Raw genomic sequence first — 5,738 nt, forward strand, 5'->3', positions numbered from 1 at the left:
GGTAAATACTTATACGCAAGATAAATAAAAAAACAGAGGTCACGCTTCATAGCGTGACCTCTGTTTTTATACATTTTTATATGGTAGCAGAGCAGTTACATTGTATTTCGTTGGATTAAATTTCCGTACATCACACATAATAATTATGTATGAAATTCCGATGATATAGGATGGTTAAAATGTGGAAAACAATTGTTGCCTATCTACCAGAATGGAAAGTTTTTGGGCAAGGTTTTATTGTGTTGTTCATCCCGTATGTGATTTCAAAAATTTTTAGTTGGATCCATACATTAGAGGAAAAGTAACGGAATGAATGATTTAATGTATTCATTTTGAAGTCAACCATAATAGGCTAGCTTAATCAACAACCTCTCAGTCCGATAAACATTTACTGTAATGTGATGCCAAAGCCGGTGATTGCTAGTGAAGTTTTGTATTAGGCGGATATAATAAGCTTTTTTTAAGAGAAAGAGTGATAAGAATGAGAGAGCAGGAGTCAAAAAATCAACAAATGAAAAAGACAGCGAATATAAATGAAAATAAGCAAGGGATTATGTCCGTTCAAACCACATCTGAAAATTTCACAGGCGACTTTACGGTGGATCTGGAACTTGTAAAGAAAGAAATTAGTGAAAACTCAGATGTACACTTTCGGGAGTTTAACATCGGGCGTACAGGTATTCAAGCGGCAATTATTTTCGTGGAGGGATTGTCAGATAAAGAGCTTATCGACACACATATTATGAAATCATTAATGATTGATTTTTATGAAGAATATAAACATGACTCATCTTATAAGAAAGGGACGGTTTCAAAAGAGTTTATTAAAGAGCAAGTTCTTTCCATTAGTGAAGTAAAAGAAGTTCATGATATTAAAGGTTTAATGGCAAAGGTATTGACAGGTTCAACCGCGCTTTTGATTGACGGCTCATCAGATGTGTTGATTCTCAGTACAACGAAAGGGAGAACCCGGAACGTAGAAGAACCTATATCAGAAGTATCAGTCAGAGGTCCGCGGATAGGTTTCACAGAAATTTTAAGCGATAATACTGCTCTTCTACGACGTCATGGTGAAAATACAGGCTTATCATTGGTGAAATTCCAAGTAGGAAAACGGGCAAAAAAAGAACTTGTCGTCGCTTATATGAAAGAGATTGCTGATTCGCAATTAGTAGAAGAAGTGAAGAGAAGAATTCAGAAAATTGATATTGATAATGTACCGGAATCAGGATATGTAGAGCAGCTCATCGAAGATAATTACCTTAGTCTTTTTGCGCAAGTACAGAGTACGGAACGTCCAGATCGGGTCATTGCTGCATTGATGGAAGGGCGGGTTGCAATCTTATTAGATGGAACACCTTTTGCATTAATCGCTCCAGTTACATTTAGTATGATGATGCAATCGCCCGAAGATTATTATGAACGTTGGATTCCTGGCACGCTTATCCGCTTGCTACGTTTTGGAGCAGCTATTATTGCTCTTTTTACACCTGCTTTGTATATTTCTTTTATCTCGTTTCATCCGGGATTGATTCCAACTAAGTTAGCTATTTCTATTATAGGGGGACGGATAGGTGTTCCTTTTCCCGCAATTATAGAAGCATTGCTTATGGAAATAGCTATTGAAATTTTACGAGAAGCCGGACTGCGTTTGCCAAAACCAATTGGCTCAGCAATGGGGATCGTTGGCGGATTAATTATTGGACAGGCTGCGGTAGAAGCTGGGATTGTTAGTCCTATAATGGTTATTGTAGTAGCCGCAACGGCCATTTCTTCATTTGCTCTCTCGCATTATAGTACAGCGATTCCGCTTCGTATTCTTCGCTTTATAGGCATGTTTTGCGCTGCATTGTTTGGATTGTACGGACTCATTTTGTTTTTTCTCTTTTTATGCAGTCATATAGTGAAGTTAAAGAGCTTTGGCGTACCCTATGTCAGCCCAGCTGTTCCTTATCGATCAAGTGATTGGAAAGACTTTATCGTTCGCGTTCCATTTCAGATGATGAAACGTCGTCCAAAGATGCTAAATACGAAAGATCCAATACGAAAAGGATAGCTTACTTTGAAAAGGAAGTGACCAGCGATGATTACCAATCCTAAAGATCGAATTGAGACTTCACAAGCAGCTGTCATTTTGGTCAATTATATACTTGCAGCAGGTATTCTCACCTTGCCTAGAACAGCTGTAGAGAAAGTGAAAACACCAGATGTTTGGATAACTGTTATTTTAGGCGGATTGATTGCGATGGTTACCGGGGTGATCATGGTCAAATTAAGCCAACAGTTTCCCGAAAAAACAATTTATCAATACAGCCAAGACATTGTAGGAAAATGGATAGGTGGATTACTTAGTCTAATTATTATTGTTTATTTTTTTACTCTTTCTTCATTTGAAGTGAGAATACTGAAGGAAGTAACAAGTTTCTTTTTACTGGAAGGAACACCTGACTGGGCTATTATCATGACATTTATGTGGGTAAGTCTCTATTTGATGATAGGCGGCATCAATCCAATGGCTCGTATGTTTGGAATTATATTCCCAATCACAATTTTTATTTTCTTGCTGACTGCTTTTATGAGTATTGGGATATTTGAGATAGATAATCTCCGTCCGGTATTAGGGTTAGGTTTTATGCCAGTATTAAAAGGGATTAAAACAACAACTCTTGCTTATTCTGGTGCTGAAATCATGCTGCTGCTTTTGGTATTTATGGAGAAGCCGAATAAAGGTGTAAAAGTTGTGCTAGTTGGAACTGCTATTCCTTTAATTTTTTATGTTATTACCGTTGTGATGGTAATTGGAGCGTTTTCTATTGATGGAGTAATAACGAGAACATGGCCAACGTTTGATCTCATGAGAAGTTTTGAAATCCCTGGTTTAATATTTGAAAGGTTTGAATCTTTATTACTTGTAATATGGATTATGCAAATTTTTTCAACTTATACAATCTGTTACTATGCAGCTGCTTTGGGATTGGCTCAACTTTTTAAAAAGAATATTCATTCGTTTATGTATGGATTACTACCAGTTGTTTACGTTATTGCTTTAATCCCAAAGAATACTAACGATTTATTTAAACTTGGAGATATGATCGGGAATACTGCTTTGTTTTTATTCGGTGTATTGCCAATTCTTCTCCTCATGATCGTAAGATGGAGGAAGGGAAAGAATGAAACAAAATCTTAATAATATACGATTCCTCCTAGTTTTACCGTTAGTACTTTTCCTTTTTTCTCTTACAGGATGCTGGAGCAGTCATGTAATTGAAGAGCTTGGTTTTGAAGTAGGTTTGGCATTTGATAAGGGCAAGGAGTCGACTGTTGAAAAAGCACTAGAAGAAGAAGGGGGAGGATATCCAAAAAAGAACCTTATAACCACTACCTATCAATTTGTTAACCCGCAATCATCTGGTGGAGGTGGGAAGGGCGGGGCGCCGCAACAAAAAGCTTATACGAATGTTTCTGAAACCGGTGATTCTCTCCATCAAATGATTCGAGAAGTTTCATTAAGAAGAGATCGCCCCGTGATTTTCCACCATACAAAAGTAATTGTTATAAGTGCAAATCTTGCGCGTACGTATAGTTTGAAAAAGATACTTGATGTTTATCTTCGTGATAATGAGATTCGACCAAGCTGCCTCATGTTAATTAGCAAAGGACGAGCTAGCAAAACGTTAGAAATGAAGGAACCAGGAGAAATTCCGGCACTTCGTCTCTATGGAATTGCAGATAATCAATATAGAACATCAAGGATTTTACCTCCTGTTCCTCTTGCTAAATTACCTGGAAAGATGCAATCAGAATCCAGTTTTCTATTGCAAAATGTGGTATCGGCAAAAGGGGAAGTGAAATTTTCGGGAGCTGCTATTATTAAAGGGAAAACAAAAAAACTGCGTGGTTTTTTGTCTGAAAAAGAATTAGAAGGCTTAACATGGATAACGGGTAAAGGGAAAGGTGGTTTAGTGAAAGGTGTTGATAAAGAGACAGGGCAACCTATTATGTATGAGGTGGCGTCTATGAAAAGCACGATCACACCACAAGTTAAAGGAAACAAAATTTCTTTTGATGTCAATATCGAATCAGAGGGACGGATATCTGAAAACTGGGTTACTTCGGGGACTCCTTTTAATAATAAATTTCTAAGAAGAGCAGAAAAAGCTGCTATACAAGAAGTGAATCAACTAGTAGATCACACATTAAAAAAGATACAAAAAGAATATGAGGTTGACGTTGCTGGCTTTGGAAACAGATTAAGAATTAAGAACCCAAAAGTATGGGAAAAGGTCAAAAAAGATTGGGATAAAACATTTAGTAAAGTTCCAATTAAATATAGCGTAAAAATAAACATTAAAGATTATGGAGCAAAAGGATTTTAATAGAAGAGAAAAGAACAGTGAGTGTAAGTATCACTGTTCTCATTTTTAAAAAGTGAAACTTCCATAAGTGGGGTTTTCCTCATTTCCAACTTATCTTCTTTGCTTTTCTCTAAATCTTGAAGTGGAGGTGTTTTCGTATTCACATTATAAAGCGAAATACGAAATTAATTTTTGATTAAAGTACCGTCATTAGAAAAAATGTCACTATTTTTAATGTTGTTAACTACTTGTATTAATTTTTCTTCATTTTGTACAAGAGCAATGCGAACAAACCCTTCTCCATGCGGACCAAATGCATGACCTGGTGTAACAACGACATTGGCACGATCAATTAATGCATATGCGAACTCTAAAGAAGTATAGCCTTTTGGAATTTCAGCCCATATGAACATACTTCCAGGTGGCTTTTCAACATGCCAGCCAGCTTCTGTTAGCCCATTAATAAGTGTATCTCTTCGTTTTTGATAGATTATCCGGTTTGCTGCGCAATATGTAGCACCCTCTTTTAAAGCAACGGTTGCTGCTTTTTGAATGGGAAGAAAGACTCCGTAGTCTGTGTTTGATTTAAATTGCTTAAGCGCTCCGACAATTTCTTCATTTCCAATTATGTAACCGATACGACTACCGGCTAAACTATAACTTTTAGATAAAGAGTTAATTTCTACGCCAACGTCTTTTGCTCCAGGAATGGATAGAAAACTAATAGGTTTTTGATCATCATAATAAAATTCAGAGTAAGCAAAGTCGTGAACGACAATAATGTTGTGCTTTTTTGCAAAGGCAATCACATCAGTAAAAAATGACTTCGTTGCCATTGCTGGTACAGGATTACCAGGGAAGTTTAAAATCATCATTTTTGCTTTTTGAGCAATTTCTGTTGGAATCGTATGTAAATCAGGAAGAAAATGATTTTCTTTTTTTAGCGGCATAAAATATGGAGTTGCTCCTGCCATAGCAAGTCCTGTTGCATACGCAGTGTATCCTGGATCTGGAACAAGAATTATATCGTCTGAATCAGCAAAAACCATCGGTAAATGAACAAGTCCGTCTTGTGATCCCATTAATAATAAGACCTCATTATCGGCATTTAAAGTAACATGGTGATTCATCTCATAATATTCTGTTACAGCTTCATGAAATTCTTGTGTACCTGTTAATGTATATCCATAATTATTTTTTTCATTTGCTGCGTTTACAAGTGTATCTATGATAATATCAGCAGGTGGCATATCTGGGTTTCCAATGCTTAAATCAATAATTTCATGACCTTCTGCAATTTTCTTTTTTTTATATATTGCCAGTTCACTAAAAATTGATGATTGAAATGCTTTCATGCGATTTGCTAGCTTATAATTCATGGAT

The 5,738-nt window shown here is 36.4% G+C and carries 5 protein-coding genes; 4 read left to right on the top strand and 1 reads right to left on the bottom strand.

Features of this window, described 5'->3' with window-relative positions:
• Nucleotides 1-179: 179 nt before the first annotated feature.
• From V7024_RS23820 to V7024_RS23835, 4 genes are all read left to right on the top strand, one after another.
• Entirely contained in the window at nucleotides 180-305 is a 126-nt protein-coding gene (locus V7024_RS23820; protein ID WP_268865116.1) for a hypothetical protein, read from the top strand.
• Nucleotides 306-475: 170 nt separating this feature from the next.
• Nucleotides 476-2,056 (top strand): spore germination protein, encoded by a 1,581-nt coding sequence (locus V7024_RS23825; protein ID WP_438824512.1) that lies wholly within the window; start codon nucleotides 476-478, stop codon nucleotides 2,054-2,056.
• Between the two features lie 27 nt (nucleotides 2,057-2,083).
• Nucleotides 2,084-3,187: a spore germination protein gene (locus tag V7024_RS23830; protein ID WP_098917811.1), complete on the top strand. Its 1,104-nt coding sequence runs from the start codon at nucleotides 2,084-2,086 to the stop codon at nucleotides 3,185-3,187.
• On the top strand, nucleotides 3,171-4,376 hold the full coding sequence (locus V7024_RS23835; RefSeq protein WP_335524536.1) for a Ger(x)C family spore germination protein: 1,206 nt from the start codon (nucleotides 3,171-3,173) through the stop codon (nucleotides 4,374-4,376). Before V7024_RS23830 ends, V7024_RS23835 begins: the two co-directional genes overlap by 17 nt.
• A 164-nt stretch (nucleotides 4,377-4,540) precedes the next feature.
• On the opposite strand, the gene V7024_RS23840 is transcribed toward V7024_RS23835, so the two are convergent.
• Nucleotides 4,541-5,734, bottom strand: a complete 1,194-nt coding sequence (locus V7024_RS23840) for an LL-diaminopimelate aminotransferase (protein ID WP_335524538.1) — start codon at nucleotides 5,732-5,734, stop codon at nucleotides 4,541-4,543.
• Nucleotides 5,735-5,738: the final 4 nt, after the last annotated feature.

Source organism: Bacillus sp. JJ864 (genome assembly GCF_036963045.1).
In the GTDB taxonomy this organism is placed as follows: domain Bacteria; phylum Bacillota; class Bacilli; order Bacillales; family Bacillaceae_G; genus Bacillus_A; species Bacillus_A pseudomycoides_C.

What these genes read in the sequence shown, in the direction of transcription:
- V7024_RS23820 (WP_268865116.1), top strand. Translation starts at nt 180, where the DNA reads ATGTGGAAAACAATTGTTGCCTATCTACCAGAATGGAAAGTTTTTGGG.
- V7024_RS23840 (WP_335524538.1), bottom strand. Translation starts at nt 5,734, where the DNA reads ATGAATTATAAGCTAGCAAATCGCATGAAAGCATTTCAATCATCAATT.
- V7024_RS23830 (WP_098917811.1), top strand. Translation starts at nt 2,084, where the DNA reads ATGATTACCAATCCTAAAGATCGAATTGAGACTTCACAAGCAGCTGTC.
- V7024_RS23835 (WP_335524536.1), top strand. Translation starts at nt 3,171, where the DNA reads ATGAAACAAAATCTTAATAATATACGATTCCTCCTAGTTTTACCGTTA.